General features: G+C 70.3%; 16 protein-coding genes and 3 pseudogenes. 10 read left to right on the top strand and 9 right to left on the bottom strand.

All coding sequences use genetic code 11. The annotated features are described in order from the left end of the window. Window positions 1-549 precede the first annotated feature (549 nt). The 3 genes and pseudogenes from H3H54_RS02435 (at window position 550) to H3H54_RS02425 (ending at window position 4854) form a co-directional block, all read left to right on the top strand. A complete protein-coding gene (locus H3H54_RS02435; RefSeq protein ID WP_316249191.1) occupies window positions 550-2415 on the top strand; it encodes a prolyl oligopeptidase family serine peptidase in 1866 nt (621 codons plus the stop codon). Beyond that, complete coding sequence (locus tag H3H54_RS02430) at window positions 2379-2744, top strand: prolyl oligopeptidase family serine peptidase (RefSeq protein ID WP_262425367.1); 366 nt, start codon at window positions 2379-2381, stop codon at window positions 2742-2744. The genes H3H54_RS02435 and H3H54_RS02430 overlap by 37 nt, the downstream gene beginning before the upstream one ends. After that, window positions 2741-4854: pseudogene (locus H3H54_RS02425) on the top strand (S9 family peptidase). Before H3H54_RS02430 ends, H3H54_RS02425 begins: the two are co-directional and overlap by 4 nt. Here H3H54_RS02425 and H3H54_RS02420 read toward each other — a convergent pair. From H3H54_RS02420 to H3H54_RS02405, 4 genes and pseudogenes are all read right to left on the bottom strand, one after another. Beyond that, window positions 4847-5619: pseudogene (locus H3H54_RS02420) on the bottom strand (SDR family NAD(P)-dependent oxidoreductase). The pseudogenes H3H54_RS02425 and H3H54_RS02420 sit on opposite strands and share 8 nt — an antisense overlap. Window positions 5620-5630: 11 nt before the next feature. Next, window positions 5631-6470 (bottom strand): MetQ/NlpA family ABC transporter substrate-binding protein, encoded by an 840-nt coding sequence (locus H3H54_RS02415; protein ID WP_262425366.1) that lies wholly within the window; start codon window positions 6468-6470, stop codon window positions 5631-5633. Window positions 6471-6495: 25 nt separating this feature from the next. Next, entirely contained in the window at window positions 6496-7197 is a 702-nt protein-coding gene (locus H3H54_RS02410; protein WP_262425365.1) for a methionine ABC transporter permease, read from the bottom strand. Further along, window positions 7194-8251: pseudogene (locus H3H54_RS02405) on the bottom strand (methionine ABC transporter ATP-binding protein). The gene H3H54_RS02410 and the pseudogene H3H54_RS02405 overlap by 4 nt, the downstream one beginning before the upstream one ends. 201 nt (window positions 8252-8452) lie before the next feature. Here H3H54_RS02405 and H3H54_RS02400 point away from each other — a divergent pair. From H3H54_RS02400 to H3H54_RS19380, 4 genes are read left to right on the top strand one after another with little or no spacing between them, the layout of a single operon-like run. After that, the gene (locus tag H3H54_RS02400) at window positions 8453-8953 is read left to right on the top strand and encodes a hypothetical protein (RefSeq protein ID WP_262425364.1); all 501 of its coding nucleotides are present in this window, start codon (window positions 8453-8455) and stop codon (window positions 8951-8953) included. 38 nt (window positions 8954-8991) lie between these two features. Then, window positions 8992-10203, top strand: a complete 1212-nt coding sequence (locus H3H54_RS02395; RefSeq protein WP_262425363.1) for a sensor histidine kinase — start codon at window positions 8992-8994, stop codon at window positions 10201-10203. Beyond that, on the top strand, window positions 10157-10549 hold the full coding sequence (locus H3H54_RS19385) for a response regulator transcription factor (RefSeq protein ID WP_395963259.1): 393 nt from the start codon (window positions 10157-10159) through the stop codon (window positions 10547-10549). The genes H3H54_RS02395 and H3H54_RS19385 overlap by 47 nt, the downstream gene beginning before the upstream one ends. After that, window positions 10546-10782 (top strand): response regulator transcription factor, encoded by a 237-nt coding sequence (locus H3H54_RS19380; RefSeq protein WP_395963257.1) that lies wholly within the window; start codon window positions 10546-10548, stop codon window positions 10780-10782. The genes H3H54_RS19385 and H3H54_RS19380 overlap by 4 nt, the downstream gene beginning before the upstream one ends. 58 nt (window positions 10783-10840) lie before the next feature. On the opposite strand, the gene H3H54_RS02385 is transcribed toward H3H54_RS19380, so the two are convergent. The 4 genes from H3H54_RS02385 to H3H54_RS02370 all read right to left on the bottom strand — a co-directional run bounded on the left by H3H54_RS02385 (window position 10841) and on the right by H3H54_RS02370 (window position 14016). After that, complete coding sequence (locus H3H54_RS02385; RefSeq protein ID WP_262425362.1) at window positions 10841-11866, bottom strand: ABC transporter substrate-binding protein; 1026 nt, start codon at window positions 11864-11866, stop codon at window positions 10841-10843. Between the two features lie 56 nt (window positions 11867-11922). After that, window positions 11923-12768, bottom strand: a complete 846-nt coding sequence (locus H3H54_RS02380) for an ABC transporter permease (protein WP_262425361.1) — start codon at window positions 12766-12768, stop codon at window positions 11923-11925. Then, on the bottom strand, window positions 12765-13553 hold the full coding sequence (locus H3H54_RS02375; protein ID WP_262425360.1) for an ABC transporter ATP-binding protein: 789 nt from the start codon (window positions 13551-13553) through the stop codon (window positions 12765-12767). Before H3H54_RS02375 ends, H3H54_RS02380 begins: the two co-directional genes overlap by 4 nt. 166 nt (window positions 13554-13719) lie before the next feature. Continuing rightward, window positions 13720-14016 (bottom strand): type II toxin-antitoxin system Phd/YefM family antitoxin, encoded by a 297-nt coding sequence (locus tag H3H54_RS02370; protein ID WP_262426379.1) that lies wholly within the window; start codon window positions 14014-14016, stop codon window positions 13720-13722. Here H3H54_RS02370 and H3H54_RS02365 point away from each other — a divergent pair. Further along, complete coding sequence (locus H3H54_RS02365) at window positions 13940-14116, top strand: hypothetical protein (RefSeq protein ID WP_262426557.1); 177 nt, start codon at window positions 13940-13942, stop codon at window positions 14114-14116. The genes H3H54_RS02370 and H3H54_RS02365 overlap by 77 nt on opposite strands. A gap of 41 nt (window positions 14117-14157) precedes the next feature. Here the strand turns inward: H3H54_RS02365 and tadA are convergent, their stop codons facing one another. Continuing rightward, the gene (gene tadA / locus H3H54_RS02360) at window positions 14158-14649 is read right to left on the bottom strand and encodes a tRNA adenosine(34) deaminase TadA (protein ID WP_262425359.1); all 492 of its coding nucleotides are present in this window, start codon (window positions 14647-14649) and stop codon (window positions 14158-14160) included. A 92-nt stretch (window positions 14650-14741) separates the two neighbouring features. Here tadA and upp point away from each other — a divergent pair, with 92 nt between their 5' ends. Further along, complete coding sequence (gene upp, locus H3H54_RS02355) at window positions 14742-15383, top strand: uracil phosphoribosyltransferase (protein WP_262425358.1); 642 nt, start codon at window positions 14742-14744, stop codon at window positions 15381-15383. A gap of 614 nt (window positions 15384-15997) precedes the next feature. Then, a complete protein-coding gene (locus tag H3H54_RS02350; protein WP_262425357.1) occupies window positions 15998-16690 on the top strand; it encodes a winged helix-turn-helix domain-containing protein in 693 nt (230 codons plus the stop codon). The last annotated feature ends 147 nt before the right edge of the window (window positions 16691-16837 follow it).

Genomic DNA, 16837 nt, shown 5'->3' with positions numbered 1-16837 from the left:
CAAGGACAGACCGCTGTGTTCGATGGCCGCGCGAAGCACCCCCGCGAAACGCTCACCCTCACGAACCGGCATCTCCTCGACGCTCCCTGCATCCACTGGACTTTCGACCTTTTCGGCTCCTGGCCATGCCCTTTTGCGCCCGCCTGCCTCCGTTCACCATTTCTGACATATCTCTAAAAAGCCCCACGTACCCTTCATGGCAGACCTCACATCCGAGGTCCGCATCACGAGGAGAAGAAGGTCGGAGCAGCATGCATCGTGTGATCCGGTGGCATCGACGAGTCGATGGTCGACCGGTGGTCTCCAACGACCACCGTCGATCCTTTCGGCCGCATCGCACCGGACACTCTGCGGTGGCAGCGGCACGCGACGGAACCGCTGAGGTGACAGCAGGTGGACACATCATGCACCTGAGGGTCCCCTCCAGTCGACCCTGCCCGCTGCCGGGCGGCGATGAAGCCGCCGGTTCACGCGGCCCCTGAAAAAGGACACCGCACCCCGATCCCCTTCTGACACATCACGGGCCGCTAGGCCGAGACGCTCCGTGACCTGTCGCCCGCTCAACGTATCGGCCACCTCGAGAGGAAAGCCGAAACATGCCTCAGCACATCGTGTACCCGGCGGGCCCCAGCCGCACCCACCGGGGAGATCATCTCTCGCCGCGCCCCGTCCCGTTCCCCGGCCCCTGGAACGCTCGCTGTTCGGCGAGACCGCTCCGGTCCCCTACCGCTGGCTCCGGGACTCCCGCTCCCCGAGGTTTCTGAACATTTCGCCGCAGAGAACGCCTACACGGACCAGCACACCGCCCACCTCGAGCGACTGAGCGCGGAGCTCGGCGCCGAGCTCGAGAAGCTGGCACCGACCGCGGGGCAGCCCTCGAACCTCGAGCTGTCCGCACCGGTCCTGCTGGACGGCTGGTGGTACATCGACCGTGCCCACCCTGCGGACGGGGCCACCCTGTCACGGGTCCGGGACCGTGCCGAGCTGCGCGGCCCCTCCGGGATCCCGGAGATCGTCCCCGGAACCCTCCTCGACGGCGAGGAGATCCTGATCGCAGACTGCCTCGGGGCGATCGGCATCGCGATCTCGCCCGACCATCGGCTGGTCGCGCGAGCCGAGGCCGCGGTCGGGGGCTGCCGGATCATCGTCACCGAGGCCGCCACCGGTGAGGTGGTCGACCGCTCGATCCGCGGCGCCGGGCCCGACCTGGTGTTCTCCGCCGATTCCCGCAGCCTGCTGCACACGAGGCTCGACGGCCTCGGCCGCCGGCACCAGGTGCGGTGCCACCGGCTGGGCGCCCCGGCCACGGAGGACGCCGTGCTCGTGGAGGAGCACGATCACTGGGCCCACCTGTCGCTGTCACGCTCCCGCGACGGCTCCGCAGCACTGATCCGCTCCTCCTCCCCGCTGGGGAGCGAGGTCTGGCTCGCGGAACTGACCACGCCCTGCGCAGCTCCGCACTCGGTCACCGGCAGGATCTCCGATGCGCATCCCGTGATCGAGCACGCCGGTGACCGGCTGCTGGTGATCCGTGAGGAGCCCGGCACACGTCGCAGCATCCTCAGCCAGGCGCCGCTGGACACCGCCGGCGGCCTGCCGAGCGGCCCCGCTCTGCTCGTCGCCCGCGACGGCGAGCATTTCGAATCGGTCGAGGCCTTCGCCGGGGCCGTTGCCCTGCAGGTGCGCCGCGACGGCCTGCCCGAGCTGCGGGTCATCCCCCGCCTCCCTGACGGTTCCCTCGATCTCCGGAACCAGCAGGTGGTCGGGCGTCGCGGTGAGCTGGATGCGGTGCGGCTCGAGCCCACCCCGGCCTGGGATCAGCGCACGCTGCGGTACCGGCTGGACAGCTTCGCCACCGCCGCCACCATCCTCGAGCACGACATCGACACCGGCACGAGCACCGAGCTGCTGCGCGCCGAGCTGCCCGGCTACGACCCGGCACAGTACGTCGAGCGCCGGCTGTGGGCGACCTCGGCCGACGGCACCCGGGTGCCGATCTCGCTGTTCGCCCGGCGCGACATCCCGGCCGACGGCACCGCCCCCTGCCTCCTCTACGGGGACGGCGCGTTCGGCAGATCGAACGATCCGGTCCTGCAGCCGGAGTCGCTGGCCATCGCCGACCGCGGCGTGGTGATCGCGGTCGCGCACGTCCGTGGCGGCGGCGAGATGGGGCCGGACTGGCACCGCCAGGGCCGGGGCCTGAGCAAGGGGAACTCCTTCGACGACTTCGTAGCCTGCGCGGACCATCTGGTCTCCACCGGCTGGGCGGCCCAGGAGCGGCTCGGTGCAGTCGGCACCGGCGCCGGCGCACTGCTCGTCGGCGCAGCGGCGAACCGCGCCCCGGAGCGATTCCGTGCAGTGGTCGGGGTGTTCCGCTGGTGGATCCCTTGGAGACCCTGCTGGACGCGGACGTGATGCTCACCCTCGAGCAGTGGGCCGAGTGGGGTGACCCGGCCAGCGACGAGGCGAACTACCGCTGCCTGCGCAGCTACAGCCCGGCCGAGAACATCCGCGAGACCGAGTACCCGGCGATCTTCGCCTGGACCGCACTGGAGGGCGCGGACGTCCCGGCGGCCTGCGCCGCGATCTGGATCGCGCAGCTGCGGGAGCGGGTCACCTCCGATCCCACCCAGCGCCCGGTCCTGCTGCGCGCCACCCCCACCATGGGATCCGCCGGAGACCCGCGGGTCGAAGGCGTGGCCTGGCTCCTCGATCAGCTGGGCGCGGTTACTCTCGGGGAATGACCCAGGAGCATCCCGCAGCCCCCGTTCCCGCCCACCGCCCCACCGAGCGGACCTTCCACGGTGATGCCGTCGTGGACCCCTACGAGTGGATGCGGGACAAGACCGATCCCGAGGTGATCGCCCACCTCGAGGCGGAGAACGCCTACGCCGACGCCCGCACCGCGCACCTCGACCAGCTCCGGAGCACGCTGGTCGAGGAGTTCGTCGGCCACACCCAGGAGACCGACCTCAGCGTGCCGGTGCGCCGGGACGCCTGGTGGTACATCACCCGCACCACCGCCGGGAACGACTACCCCGCCTTCACCCGGGTCGCCGATGCGGGCGTGCTGCCGCAGGTCGAGCCGGGGGTGATGCTCGAGGGCGAGCAGATGCTGCTGGATGCGCAGGCGGAGGCCGCAGGCTCCGAGTTCTACTCGCTGGGCGGTCTCGCTCCCTCCCCGACCACGCGCTGCTCGCCTACGCGGTGGACACCGCGGGCGATGAGCGCTTCACGCTGGTGGTCAAGGACATCGACTCCGGGGAGATCCTCGACGAGGCCGTCACCGGAGCCGGCTACGGTCTGGCCTTCTCCACCGATCAGCAGTGGCTGTTCTACGCACGGGTCGACGACGCATGGCGCCAGCACCAGATCTGGCGGCACCGCATCGGCACCGCCATGAGCGAGGACATGCTGGTCATCGAGGAGCCCGACGAGCGGTTCATGATCGGCTTCGACCGCTCCCGCGACGGGTCCGCCCTGGTGATCCAAGCAGGTTCCACCTCCACCACCGAGGCCTGGCTGCTGGATCTCGCGGAGCCGACGTCGGCCCCCGTGCCCGCCGGCGGCCGCCGCGACGGCGTGGACTACGGCGTCGAGCACGCCGGTGACCGCCTGCTGATCGTGCACAACGACGGCCACCGCGGCTTCGCGCTCGCACAGGCACCGCTCGAAGCGCCGAACGCCTGGGAGGAGCTGCTGGCCGCGGGTGAGGGCGAGCGCCTGCTCGCCGTCGAAGCGTTCGCGAGCTTCGTCGCCCTCGAGCTGCGCAGCGGCGGTCTGGCGAGCGTCCGCCTCATCCCGCGGGCGGCCGACGGATCGCTGCTGGTCGGCGAGGCCACCGACATCACCCACGGCGGAGAGCTGGACACCGTCGAGCTCGATGCGAACCCGAACTGGGAGCAGAGCACGGTGCGCTACCAGCTGACCAGCATGCTCACCCCGCCCACGGTCGCCGAGCGCGAAGTCTCAGGCGGTGCGACCACGGTCCTGCGAGTCACCCCGGTGCCGAACTACGACCCCTCGCTGTACGTCGAGCGCCGGGAATGGGCGAGCGCCGAGGACGGCACCGCGATCCCGCTGAGCGTGCTGGCGCGCCGCGAGGTGCAGGCCGATGGCACCGCGCCCGGCTACCTGTACGGCTACGGCTCCTACGAGGTGTCGATCGATCCGTCGTTCGCGCCCACCCGCCTGTCGCTGCTGGACCGCGGCGTGGTCATCGCGATCGCGCATGTGCGCGGCGGCGGCGAGATGGGCCGCGACTGGTACGAGCACGGGAAGCTGCTCGAGAAGAAGAACTCCTTCAGCGACTTCGTGGCAGCCGCGAAGCATCTGACCGACTCGGGCCTGGTCGCCGAGGGCCGGCTCTCCGCGGAGGGTCGCAGCGCGGGCGGGCTGCTGATGGGAGGCATCGCGAACCTCGCTCCCGAGCGGTTCCGTGCGGTCATCGCCGGGGTTCCTTTCGTGGACGCGCTGACCACGATCCTGGATCCGAGCCTGCCGCTGACCGTGGGCGAATGGGAGGAGTGGGGCGACCCGCTGCACGATCCCGCGGTGTACGAGTACATGCGCGAGTACACCCCGTACGAGAACATCCAGGCCGTCGAGTACCCGGCGATCTTCGCCTCCACCTCGCTGAACGACACCCGCGTGTTCTTCGTCGAGCCCGCGAAGTGGGTGGCGCGCCTGCGGGAGACCGTCACCTCCGACCAGGCGGAGCGGCCGATCCTGTTCCGCTGCGAGATGGTCGCCGGGCACGGCGGCCGCTCGGGCCGCTACCGCAAGTGGGAGCAGCGCGCGGATGAGCTCGCCTGGCTGCTGGATCAGCTGGAGGCGACCGCACGTCTCAGCTGACCAAGTACCCGCCGTCGACCGGGATCTCGGCGCCGTTGACCATCGAGGCAGCGTCGGAGGCGAGCCAGACCGCGACGTCGGAGACCTCGCGGGGCCGGGCGAAGCGGTCACTCGGGATCCGGGCGAGCATCGGCGCAGCCTTGTCGGGGTGATCGCCCCAGACCTTCTGCCCCATGTCGGTGAGCACGATGGTGGGGCAGATCGAGTTGGCGCGCACACCGTGTTCGCCCAGCTCGAGGGCAAGGGTGCGGGTGGCCATGACCAGGCCCGCTTTGGCGGTCGAGTAGGCGTAGTGCTCGGCCAGGGGCGCAGCGCGGCGGCGGAGGCGATCGTGAGGATCGCGCCGCCGCCCGCGGCCGCCATCGCTGCACCGGCTCGGGCCGCGAGCAGCGCGGGAGCTCGCAGGTTCACCTGCAGGGTCTCGTCGAAGTGCGCGGTGTCGAGATCCGTGACGCGCTCGGGATGGGAGAGGCCAGCATTGTTGACCAGCACGTCCAGGCCGTCCATGAGAGCTGAGGCCTCGGCCCAGAGCCGGTCGGGGACCTCCGGGTCGGCGAGGTCCGCCGCGAGCACCGCGGTGCGGATGCCGTGCTCCTCAGCCAGGCGTGCGGCCGGCTCCTCGAGCGTGGCCGCGACACGGGCGGTGAGCACGAGATCGGCGCCGGCCGCCGCGAAAGCGCGGGCGATGTCGGCGCCGATCCCGCGGCTCGCGCCGGTGATCAGGGCGCGGCGGCCGGAAAGAGGGTGGGAGGTCGAGGCAGTCACCCCCAGGTTACTCAGAACGCGGGGATGACGGCGCCGGAGTAGGTCTCCTCGAGGAAGCTGCGGACGTCCTCGGAGCGGAGCAGCTCGTCGAGCTTCACCAGCGCCTCGTTGTCCTTGTCCTCGGTGCGGACCACCAGCATGTTCGCGTAGGGGTTGTCCTCGCCGGACTCAAGCGCGAGGGCGTCCTCGGCGGGGCTGAGATCCGCCTCGAGCGCGTAGTTGCCGTTGATCACGGCGATCGCGTAGTCGCCCAGGGTGCGGGGCAGCAGCGCCGCGTCGATCTCCTCGAACTCCAGCTGCTTGGGGTTCTCGGCGATGTCGTCGATCGTCGCTGCAGTGGGCTCGATGCCGTCCATGAGCGCCAGCAGGCCCTCATCGGCGAGCAGTGCAAGGGCGCGGCCGCGGTTGGTGGGGTCGTTGGGGACGCCGACGGAGGCGCCCTCCTCGATCTCCTCAAGGCTGGTGAGCGACTCGGAGAAGACGCCCAGCGGCTCGATGTGGACCCCCGCGAAGGGGGTCAGCTCGTAGCCGTTCTCCTCGATCTCGGTCTCGAGGTAGGGCTGGTGCTGGAAGAAGTTCGCATCCACTTCGCCCTCGCTGAGCAGACGGTTCGGGATCGGGTACTCGGTCTGCTCCTGCAGGTCGAGCTCGAGCCCGGCGTCAGCGGCGAGGTTGTCCTTCACGAAGGTGAGGATCTCCATGTGGGGCATCGGGGTGGCGGCGATGCGGATCGTGGTGGTGCCGCCCTCCTCGGTCAGCGGCGCCTCGTCCTCGCCACCGCAGGCGGCGAGAGTGAGGGCGGCCAGGCCGGCGCCGGAGGCGAACAGGGTGCGACGGGAGATGGTGCTCATGAGGGGTTCCTTCTCTGTGAGGGGTTCAGGATGTGCGGGCACGGTGATCGACCGCGCGGGCCAGGCGGGAGCCGAGCAGCTGCACCAGGATCACGATCGCGACCAGCAGGATCACGGTGACGATGATGATCTCGGTCTGGTAGCCGGTGTAGCCGCGGTTGTAGGCGAGCTGGCCCAGGCCGCCGGCGTTCACGGAGCCGGCCATGGCGGTGTAGCCGATCACGGCGATCGTGGTGGTGGTGATCGAGCCGATGATGCCGGGCAGCGCCTCGGGGACCAGCACCTGGCGGATCACCTGCCAGCGACTCGCGCCCATCATCCGCACCGCCTCGATCTTCCCGGCGGGGATCTCGCGCAGGTTCAGCTCGAACAGCCGCGCAGCGAAGGGCACCGCCGCGATGGTCAGGGCTATCATCGCCGCGTTCGGGCCGGTGGAGCGGCCGGTGATCGCCGAGGTGAGCGGGATGAGCGCGATGATCAGGATGAAGAACGGGAAGGAGCGCAGCACGTTGACCACGAAGCCGGTGACCTGGTTGACGCCCCTCACCAGCGGGGAGGCCGAGCCGTCGGTCTCGAACAGCGCGATGCCCAGCGGCAGCCCTAGCAGCACCGTCAGCCCCATGGTCACGACGGTCATGTAGAGGGTGACCAGGGTGGCTTCCCAGGGACCGCCGTCCCAGCGGGTCAGCAGCGGGTTCGACGCCCATTCCTGCAGGATCTCGATCATGCGAACACCTCCTTCGTGACCACGCCCGCCGACTCGAGCTCGGTGAGGAACGCGGTCAGGCCTTCCCGCGAGATCGGCTGGCCGGAGTGGTTGCGCAGCGCCAGCTGCACGCGGCCCACCTGGCGGCCGCCGATGGTCTCGATGGTGCCGGCGACGAGCGTCGCATCGGCCTCGTAGTTCTCGGCCAGACGGATGAGGTCATCGGTGGTGCGGAACCGTTCGGAGTTGCCGTAATCGCAGTTGACCACGAGGGCGTCGATGCCGGTGGGCGCCGGCGGCAGCGGAATCAGCTCTGCGCTCAGCGGGCCGTGGGGGTCCGCGGCGACGTCCAGCAGATCACCGGTCTGGGTGATGCGGCCGTCCTGCAGCAGGGTGACGGTGTCACAGACCTCGCGGACCACGCCCATCTCATGGGTGATGATCACGACGGTGATGCCGAGCCGCTCCCGCAGATCGCTGATCAGGCGCAGGATCTGGTGGGTGGTGGAGCCGTCGAGCGCGCTGGTGGGCTCATCGCACAGCAGCACCTTCGGTTCGGCGGCGAGGCCGCGCGCGATGCCGACGCGCTGGATCTGGCCACCGGAGAGCTGCGCGGGATGGTTGTGCTCGCGGCCGCTGAGCCCCACCAGCTCGACCAGCTCTGCGACGCGCTCCTCACGCTGCGCGCGGGGGGGACTCCGGCGATCTCGAGCGGGTGGGCGATGTTCTGGGCGGCGGTGCGGGAGTCCAGCAGGTTCGCGTGCTGGAACACCATGCCGATGTTGCGGCGGGCGGCGCGCAGGGCGCGGCCGTCCAGCGCGGCGATGTCCGTGCCGTCCACCTCGACGCGCCCGGAGGTGGGCTTCTCCAGCCCGGTCAGGCAGCGGATGAGGGTCGATTTGCCGGCCCCGGAGCGGCCGACGATGCCGTGGACGCGGCCGGGTTCGAGATGGAGGTCGATCCCGCCGAGCGCGACGACGGGGTCTCCGCCGCCGGGCGCGGGGAAGACCTTCGTGAGGCTGTCGAGAGTGATCACCAATGCAGTCAAGCACCCGCGCCCCGCTCGTCGAAGCATCGCGTCATACTGCGAAACAAACGTCACAGACCTGCAGGCCCGTGTGTGGAGGGGGTCACTGCGGGATGCCCTCGGGACGCTCTGCTGACATTTGTCATCAGCGGGCCGTGAGGGATGCACGCGGGCCGGTGAGCCCGCGCCCTACTGCGAGCGTGCGCCTCCCGGAAGAGTGGAGCCATCACCACCACGGAAGGACATCGCATGTTCCAGGACCTCCTCGCCCAGCTCCACACCCACGTCTCCGGCCTCGAGCCGTGGCAGCAGGTGCTCGCCCTGGTCCCCGCCGGGGCTATCCCCTTCATCGAGAGCTATTTCGGCAGCTTCCTGGGCACCACGCTCGGCATCCACCCGGCGCTCGCGGTCCCCGCCGCTGTGATCGGGAACCTGCTCGCCACCTTCGTGGTCATCGCCCTGTCCGGGCGGGCACGGGACGCCGTCACCGCGGGCCGGGCTCGACCGCGCGACGAGGACAAGCAGCCCTCACGGTTCCGCCAGAAGGTGGCGTCGGCGCTCGAGAAGTACGGCGTGCCGGGCGTGTGCCTGCTGGGCCCGCTGATCGTCGCCTCGCAGATCACCGGCCCCACCCTGGTCGCCCTCGGTGCCGCACGCGGCCGGGTCTACCTGTGGATGGGCATCTCGATCATCCTCTGGGGCGTCGTGTTCGGCGTCTTCGGCAGCCTCTTCCTCGCCGCGATCGTCTGAGCCGATAGGCTCCCGACGACCATCCCGAGAGGACCCCCGTGACCCCCAGCAGCGGCCGCCAGTGGACCGTGTTCTTCGCCTACACGGCGTGGTCCGTGGTGCTCGTGCTCGTGATGGTGCCGCTGGGGGTCCTCGCCCTGCTGGGCCTGTCCCTGCCCGCCGCCTTCGCCGCGCACCCGATCGCGACGACCGTGCTGCTGCTGCAGATCCTCATCGGCGCCTGGTCCGGCCGAAGGACGATGACCGCCTGGTCGCGAGCGGAGCTCCCCACCGGCCGTGACCGCTGGGACCTGCCCCGGGTGGGCCGGCTCCCCGTCGACGCGATGCTGTGGGCCACGGCCGGGCTGAGCGCGGTGATCGCGGTGCTGTACCTGGCGGGTGACGCGGGTCCGCAGCTGCTGACCGTGTCCCTCATCGCGCTGCAGGTCCGGATCGTCATCCGTTGGCGGTGGGAGATCGGCGTGGGCTCTGCCCTCGCGCTCGGGGTGCTCGCCGTCCTGCTGGGCGCTGACCGGCCGATCGCGGCCACGATGTTCGCCCTCATGCTGGCCGCGGTGCTCACGGTGCGGATGTCGCTGTGGCTCGCGGCGATGGTGCGCGAGCTCGACAGCGCCCGGGAGGCACAGGCCCAGCTCGCCGTCGCCGAAGAGCGGCTGCGCTTCGCCCGCGACCTGCACGATGTCACCGGGCGCGACCTGTCCGTGATCGCGGTGAAATCCGAGCTGGTCGCCCAGCTCGCCGAACGGGAGGATCCCCGCGCCGTCGAGCACGGCCGCGAGGTCGCCCAGATCGCCCGTACCTCCCTCGCTGAGATCCGGAGCCTCGTGCGCGGCTACCGCGAGGCTGATCTGGCCACCGAGCTGCGCGGCACTGCCTCCCTGCTGCGCTCGGCACACGCCGAGGTCACGATCCGCGGCGACGCGGGCGACGTTCCGGCCCGGCATGCCGGCACCGCCGCCTGGGTGCTGCGAGAGGGCGGCACCAACATCCTGCGCCACGCCGACCCGTCGGCCGTCACCCTCACGCTCGGCCCCGACGGGGTCACCCTCGTCAACGACGGCGCGCCAGGTGACGACGAGGTGCTCGAGGGCAGCGGACTGACCGGGATGCGTGAGCGCCTCGGCGCCGGATCCGCGCTCGAGGTCCACCGCGAGGGCGGCGTCTTCACCCTTGCTGTCCGTTTCGATCCCCGGAAGGGACCCGATGACCGCCCACTCCCCCGAGGTGCTGCGCGTGATCCTCGTCGATGACGAGAACCTGATCCGCTCGGCGCTCGCGACCATGCTCTCCCTCGAGGACGACCTCGAGGTGCGCGGCGAGGCGGCGACGGTCGCGGACGGTGCACGCCTGGCCCAGGCCGAGCAGCCCGACGTCGCCGTCCTGGACCTGCAGCTGCCAGATGGGGACGGCCTCGAGCTCGCCGCCCGGATCGCGACGCTCTCCCCGCGACCCGCTGCCTCGTGCTCACCTCCCACGCCCGGCCCGGCTATCTCAAGCGAGCGCTGGCCCAGGGTGTGCTGGGTTTCCTGCCGAAGACCACCTCCGCTGACCAGCTGGCCCGCGCGGTGCGCTCGGTCGCCGCCGGGCGGCGGGTGATCGATCCGGAGCTCGCCGCCGAGACGATCTCCTCCGGGGACTCACCCCTGACCCCGCGCGAGGCGGACGTGCTCGAGTTCGCCGCCGACGGCGCCGCGATCGAGCAGATCGCGCGCCGTGCCCATCTGGCCGAGGGGACCGTGCGCAACTACCTCTCGAGCGCGCAGGCGAAGCTGCAGGCCGCGAACCGTCACGAGGCGGTCGCTATCGCGCGGCGCCAGGGGTGGATCTGAGGTTCGTCCCCTCTGGGCGCCCAGAGAGCCCACTGCGCAACGGTCGACGACGTCGGGGTCAGGCGCTCGTACTCTCGGCGAAGCTCGCGTCGACGATCCCGGCCACGTCGAGCGGCTCGGTGTAGGTGATCTGCTCTGCCGCGATCCAGGCCGCCTGCATCGCCTCGAGCTGATCGGGCTGCGGAGCGAGGTCGGGCAGGTAGGTGTACATCGGCGAGGCCTTCAGCACGTCGATCTCCTGGCCGAGGGTGTCGGCGAGGATCTGGTAGACCTCGTCGGTCTGGACGCCATCCTCGGAGAGCTCCTGGGCGCCCTTGGCCAGTGCGGTGAAGAAGCTCTGGGCGAGGTCCGCGGCGACGAAGGTCTCGGAGTAGATCACGCCGGTGCCGGTGGTGCCCTCCGCGGGGACGGCGATCGGGGAGGCGACTCCCGCCTCCTCCATCGCGGTCGAGAAGGGCGCTGAGGGGGTCGCCGCGTCGATCGAGCCGTTGGTGATCGCGGGCTCCTGATCGGGGGTGGCGAGGTTCGAGATTTCGACATCGTTGAGGGTGAGCCCGCCCTCCTCGAGCATCGCCGCGAGCAGGTAGCCGCCGGTCGCGCCGGGGCCGCCGGCGACGCCGATCGTGCGGCCCTTGAGATCCGCGACGGAGGAGACCGTGCCGTCGTCGAGCAGGTCCTGGCGCACCTCGAGAGCGGTGGGCGAGTTCTCGGGATCGCCCGGGGAGATGCCCATCGAGCCGACGATCTTGAAGGCGAGGCCCTGCTCGAGCGCGTTGAACATGCCGGCGCTGAATCCGGCGACCATCACGTCGAGCTGGTTGTTCGAGAGCATCGGGATGCCGTCCTGGCCGGATTTCAGCGGGGTCAGCTCGATCGTGATGCCCTCCTCCTCGAAGTAGCCCATCGAATCCGCCACGTACAGCGGGGAGAACAGGGCCGAGGGGAGGTGGCCCACGCGCACGACGCCGGAGCCGGCCTCGCCGCCGGAGTCCGGATCCTCACCGGTCACGGCGGAGCCGCATGCGGCCAGGGCGCCGCCCATCGCGGTCGCGGAGGCGAGGGAGAGAAGGGTACGACGACGCATGACGTGCTCCTATGCAGGGGTCTTCGGGTGTGCTTGTGGGGGTCTTCAGGCTGTGGTCAGCGCTCTCGGCGCCAGGGCAGCAGCAGCTTCTCCGAGCGGCCCAGCACCGTGGTGACGGTCGCACCGATGACACCGATGACCACCAGCCCCACGTAGAGCTTCTCGGGGATGAACAGCTGCCAGGAGTTCCAGATCAGGTAGCCCAGGCCGGTGGTGGTCGCGCCGGTGAACTCGACGGCGGTGACCACCACCACGGCGGTGCCGGTGGCGGTCTTCAGTCCGGAGAACACGAAGGGCATCGCGCCCGGCAGGACCACGAAGCGGAAGCGGTCGAAGCCCTTGGCGCCGTAGGCGGCGCCCGCTTCGAGCAGCTTGCGGTCGATCGCCCAGACGCCGGAGACGGTGTTGATCTGCATGATGAAGAAGGTGGTGATGAAGACGGCGATGATCTTCGGCAGCTCGGTGGGGCCGAAGATCATCAGCAGGATCGGGAAGATCGCGATCTTCGGCAGCGGGTACAGCGCTGAGAACAGTGGGCCGAGCGCTGCGTTCAGGGCGCGGGAGGAGCCCATCAGCAGGCCGACGATGATCCCGCTGAGCGCGCCGAGACCGCCGCCCACCAGCAGTCTCATCAGAGTGGGTGCGGTGTGCATCCACAGTTCGCCGTCGAGGAGCATCTCGTAGCCGGCGGTGACGATCCGGCTGGGCGGCGGGAAGAAGCGCGGGTCGATGATCTGGCCGCGGGCGCTGAGCTCCCACAGCACCAGCAGCAGGATCGGGGTGACGATCGACAGCACCAGGTCGCGGGTGGCGAGGGAGCGCTCCCGCGCGCGCTGCGCGCTCGCGGCGACGAGGGTGCGCTGCTCGCGATCGTTCTGCAGGGAGGAGCGTGTGGTGCTCATGCGGTCTCCTCGGCGGTGCGGGCGTCCTCGCGCAAGAGGTTCCAGACGCGGGAGCGCAGCTCGCTGAACTCGGGGGTGCGCTCGATCTCGACGGAACGGGGGCGCTCGAAGGGGACCGTGATGTCCTCGCGCAGGGTGCCGGGCCGGCCGGACATCACGATCACGCGGTCGGAGAGGATGATGGCCTCGTCGATGTCGTGGGTGACCATCAGGACCGTCTTGCGCTCCTGCTCCCACAGGGCGATGAGCTCCTCCTGCATGAGCATGCGGGTCTGGGCGTCGAGCGCGCCGAGAGGCTCATCCATCAGCAGCAGCGGGGAGCCGGTGGCGAAGGCGCGGGCGATCGCGACGCGCTGGCGCATACCGCCCGAGAGCTGGTGGGGGTACGCGTCCGCGAAGTCGTCGAGCCGCACGCGGCTGAGCCAGTCGCGGGCGATCCCCGTGCGCTCCGCCTTCCCGGTCCCGCTCATCCGCAGGCCGAACGCGATGTTGTCGAGCACGGTCATCCAGGGGAAGACGCCGTGCTCCTGGAACACGAATGCCGCGGGGATCCGCTGACCCTCATCGGGCATCGTCACCGTGCCTACGGTGCGCTCCTCGAGCCCGCCCAGGATCCGCAGGAAAGTGGACTTGCCGCAGCCGGAGGGGCCGACGATGCAGGTGAAGGACCCCGGTTCAAGGCTCAGGGAGAAGTTCTCGAGGGCCCACACCGGCTCACGACCGGAGAAGAAGACCTTCGAGACGTCCTCGGCGACGACGGCCGACGACGACACACCTGTTCCCATGACTGCTCCTCGACCCGCTCGATGACGGAACCAGTGTAGAGGCGGCGTTCGAATGGCGAGATTCGAAGCCCACGGTTCGGACAGCCTTCTCGGTCCTTGAGGAGAATGGGCTGCGCCGCCCCATCAGACCCGGTTCCCGACCGGCCACGTCACCACGGAGCACACGTCACCACCGAGCACCTGCTGGAGCGCTGAGCTCAGCGGGCCGGCGGTCACCCGAGGCAATCGACGCAGAGCACCACGTGCGTGTCGGCCAGCAGCTCGGCCACTCGCCGCCCTCCCACGCCTGCAGCTCAGCCTCGGGAAGGGCCTCGAATAACGAGTCCGGAACGCTGAACCGCAGGAATCCCTTCGGGCGCCGCCGTACAGCCTCGGGCGACTGCTCGATGGGCACGAGCCGGGCGACCGCAGTGCTGCCCCGCGAGATGGTGATCACGCTGCCCGCTTCGACCTCGCGCAGCAACGAGGAGAGGCTGGTCTTCGCCTCCTGGACCGTCACCGCCCGCTCACAGTGGCCCGGCCTGCCCTCAGGTGCCGCCGCGGTACTCATACGACCACGATAGGTCGCATCTGACCGACGTCGATAGAGGGTGCTCGACCCAGCTCAGTCGATCTGGTCAGATCGCGCTTCTGCAGCCCGCTTCCGCCGCGCTCTGAAGAAGTCCCGCAGCAGGTCACCGCATTCCTGACCACGCACGTCGGTGGTGAGCTCCACCCGGTGGTTCAGACGGGGCTCGCGCACCAGGTCGTAGAGCGAGCCCGCAGCCCCGGCCTTCGGGTCCATCGCGCCGACGACCACCCGCTCCACCCGGGCCAGCACGATCGCGCCGGCGCACATGGTGCACGGCTCGAGGGTGACCACCAGCGTGGAACCGGCGAGGTTCCAGCGCCCGGTGACCTCCGCCGCACGGCGCAGGGCGAGGATCTCGGCGTGGGCTGTCGGGTCCTCGTCGGCCTCGCGGCGGTTCCCGGCGATGGCGAGCACCGTGCCGTCGGGGCCGACGACGACCGCGCCGATGGGGACGTCCGCCGGCTCCCGCGCAGCGGCCGCCCGCGCCTCATCGATCGCCAGGCCCATCAGCTCGTCATCGGTCATGGGGCCATTCTCGCCCCTGGCGAGTCGCGCCTCACCCCTGCCCGGCCACCGGAACGTGCGTGACCGCGGCGGCACTCCGGTAGATTCCCCTCATGCGCGTTCTCCAGATCGACCACCCGCTCGTCGCCCACAAGCTGTCGGTGCTGCGCAATCGCGCCACCCACTCCTCGGTGTTCCGCCAGCTCGCCGATGAACTGGTGACCTTGCTGGCCTACGAGGCGACCCGCAACGTCGCCGTCGCGCCGGTGGAGATCGAGACCCCGGTGACCACGATGACCGGCACCCGGCTGACGAACCCCAAGCCGATGGTGGTGCCGATCCTCCGCGCGGGTCTCGGCATGCTCGACGGCCTCACCCGCCTACTGCCCACCGCCGAGGTGGGCTTCCTGGGCATGGTGCGCAACGACGAGACCCTCGAGGTCACCACCTACGCGAACCGCCTGCCCGACGACCTCACCGGCCGCCAGTGCTTCGTGCTGGACCCGATGCTGGCCACCGGCCACACCCTGATCGCCTCCTGCGAGTACCTGCACGAGCGCGGCGCCCGCGACATCACCTGCGTGACCCTGCTGGCCGCCCCTGAGGGCCTCAAGGCGATGGAGGAGCGGATCGATCCGTCGATCGACCTGACCATCGTCACGGCCGCCATCGACGAGAAGCTCGACGAGAACAGCTACATCGTGCCGGGCCTGGGTGACGCCGGAGACCGCCTCTTCTTCGGGGTCGTCGACTGATCGACGCACTGCGAGCTTGCGAGCGGCAGGAGAACAGTCAATCAGCACAGACTGATCGACGCACTGCGAGCCTGCGAGCGGCAGGAAGCATCCACGGGACTCATCCATGACACGAACCCCTCATAGGGGCTCGCTCCATGGATGAGCCCCGTCGCCATATGAGGGGTGGCTGCCGCTCGAGAGACGGGCGCGAACACCTGCGCCGTTTCACAGTGTGGACACCCCTTGCCCTTCAAGGCCGTCGGGTGCACTATCGATGCCATGACCACGAACGCCGCGTTCAGCGAGACCACCCGCCGGGTGGTCCGCTCCGTGCTGCGCTCGATGATGTCCATGATGATGATGCCGATGATGCATCGTCAGCCGAGCCTCTAGAGCTCAAGACACCTCCAGGGTCGGCTGACAGGAGCCGGCCGGAAGGCGCGGGCTCCAGGTGCTACCGGGAGCACACCCCTGAACGATCCGCCCACAGGCGTTGATCCCAGGGATCCCGGGTCCACCAGCCGCCGCGCTCACCGCGCCGCATCTCGGAGAACTCGCATCATGACCATTGCCCTGGATCGCCCCACCACCTTCACCGCCCCCGCACCGGCTCCGCTCGCCCGCTGTATCGCGTGGGCGGCACGGCCCCGCGGCCGCAGGCCGCCGCCGAGGACACGGTGACCATCACCGTCTCCGTCACCCTCCCCGCCGGCACCGGCGACGTGGAGGCCGCCCTGATCGCCGACGAGCTGCGCACCCACGCACAGCGCCAAGTCGCCGCGCGCGACGGACGCACCACCATCTCGGTCAGCAATCCGCACACCTTCGCGACCACCGGCCGTTCCGCTGCACGCGCACTGCCGCCCCGGGGACGGGCCGCCGCCCCGGTGAGCCCGCTGCGCCCGCGCCGCACCGGCGTGGTCTCCCCGAACGCTCCCGCTCGCCGGGATGCGGAGATCGCTCGCCGCCGCACGCTGCAGGCCACGGCGGTCAGCCCGTCCAGCCCGTCGACGGCGCCGGACGACAGCCTGGTGATCGACCTCTTCGGTCGCCGGGTGCGGATCGATGGGCAGGACGTGGATTTCACCTACAAGGAGTTCGAGCTGCTGTCCCAGCTGGCGCAGAACGCGCGCCGCACCGTGGGCCGCACCGAGCTCATGGAGACGGTCTGGGCCGAGTCGCCCGATGAGACCGGTGAGCGCACGGTCGACGTGCACGTGCGCCGCGTGCGCACCAAGCTGGGCCGCTACCGCCGTCTGATCTCGACGGTCCGCGGCGCGGGCTACCGCCTCGATCCCGGCAGCGACGTCGCGATCCTCGGCTGAGCGCCTGAGAGTCTCGGTCGTTCCCGAGCCGGATCTGCATCGATCCTGGTTCGGGAACGGCCGAGATCCGCGTTGAGCGACGGTCGGTCCCGGAGGGAAATGCGACGAGCGGCCCGGAGCACTCAACCGACATCGTCGGGGGCTCGC

Source organism: Brachybacterium sp. Z12, from assembly GCF_014400405.1.
Classification (GTDB): Bacteria; Actinomycetota; Actinomycetes; order Actinomycetales; family Dermabacteraceae; genus Brachybacterium.
The sequence above is the reverse complement of the archived record's forward strand: the minus strand, read 5'-3'. Positions and strand labels throughout refer to the sequence as shown.

Bases quoted from the DNA above. Each gene is read 5' to 3' on its own strand.
- H3H54_RS02380 (WP_262425361.1), bottom strand. From the start codon at position 12,768: ATGAGCACCACACGCTCCTCCCTGCAGAACGATCGCGAGCAGCGCACC.
- H3H54_RS19385 (WP_395963259.1), top strand. From the start codon at position 10,157: ATGACCGCCCACTCCCCCGAGGTGCTGCGCGTGATCCTCGTCGATGAC.
- H3H54_RS02385 (WP_262425362.1), bottom strand. From the start codon at position 11,866: ATGCGTCGTCGTACCCTTCTCTCCCTCGCCTCCGCGACCGCGATGGGC.
- upp (WP_262425358.1), top strand. From the start codon at position 14,742: ATGCGCGTTCTCCAGATCGACCACCCGCTCGTCGCCCACAAGCTGTCG.
- H3H54_RS02410 (WP_262425365.1), bottom strand. From the start codon at position 7,197: ATGATCGAGATCCTGCAGGAATGGGCGTCGAACCCGCTGCTGACCCGC.
- H3H54_RS02365 (WP_262426557.1), top strand. From the start codon at position 13,940: ATGGGCACGAGCCGGGCGACCGCAGTGCTGCCCCGCGAGATGGTGATC.
- H3H54_RS02400 (WP_262425364.1), top strand. From the start codon at position 8,453: ATGTTCCAGGACCTCCTCGCCCAGCTCCACACCCACGTCTCCGGCCTC.
- H3H54_RS02375 (WP_262425360.1), bottom strand. From the start codon at position 13,553: ATGGGAACAGGTGTGTCGTCGTCGGCCGTCGTCGCCGAGGACGTCTCG.
- tadA (WP_262425359.1), bottom strand. From the start codon at position 14,649: ATGACCGATGACGAGCTGATGGGCCTGGCGATCGATGAGGCGCGGGCG.
- H3H54_RS02415 (WP_262425366.1), bottom strand. From the start codon at position 6,470: ATGAGCACCATCTCCCGTCGCACCCTGTTCGCCTCCGGCGCCGGCCTG.